The organism is Chitinophaga sp. 05T412 (assembly GCF_056396465.1).
Map to the genome: position 1 here is coordinate 1 of NZ_JBFTLN010000076.1, position 494 is coordinate 494.

A 494-nucleotide genomic window follows, 5' to 3' on the forward strand; every position below is an offset into this window, starting at 1 on the left:
GACCTGGTGGGGGTGCAGCTGGAAAGAAGTGAGCGAATGATCATTGCTTTGCTGGCGGTGCTGAAGTCAGGCGGGGCTTATGTTCCCATTGATCCTGACTTTCCGCAGGAACGTATTGATTATATCCTGTCGGACAGTGGCTGCAAAGTACTGATTGATGAAGCAGAGTTGTTGCGTTTTAAAGCAGTGCAGTCCAACTACCCGGTTACAACGCCAGCTATTGTTAACCAGCCACACGACCTGGCTTATGTGATTTACACTTCCGGCTCCACGGGTCGTCCTAAAGGTTGTATGCTGGAACACCGTGGTGTGGTGAACCGTTTGGAGTGGATGTGGCAGCATTACAATTTTACGCCCGCAGACATCATTTTACAGAAGACCACTTTCACTTTTGATGTATCGGTATGGGAACTGTTTCTGCCACTGTGCTGGGGCGCCCGTATGGTGCTCTGCCACAAAGATGATATCGGTGCGCCGGAGCGTTTGCGTGCCTT

At 51.0% G+C, this 494-nt stretch carries 1 protein-coding gene; it reads left to right on the forward strand.

From position 1 onward, the window contains the following. Positions 1-494 (forward strand): AMP-binding protein (locus AC1DFM_RS34740; RefSeq protein ID WP_477081376.1); only part of this gene is annotated, 494 nt, incomplete at both ends.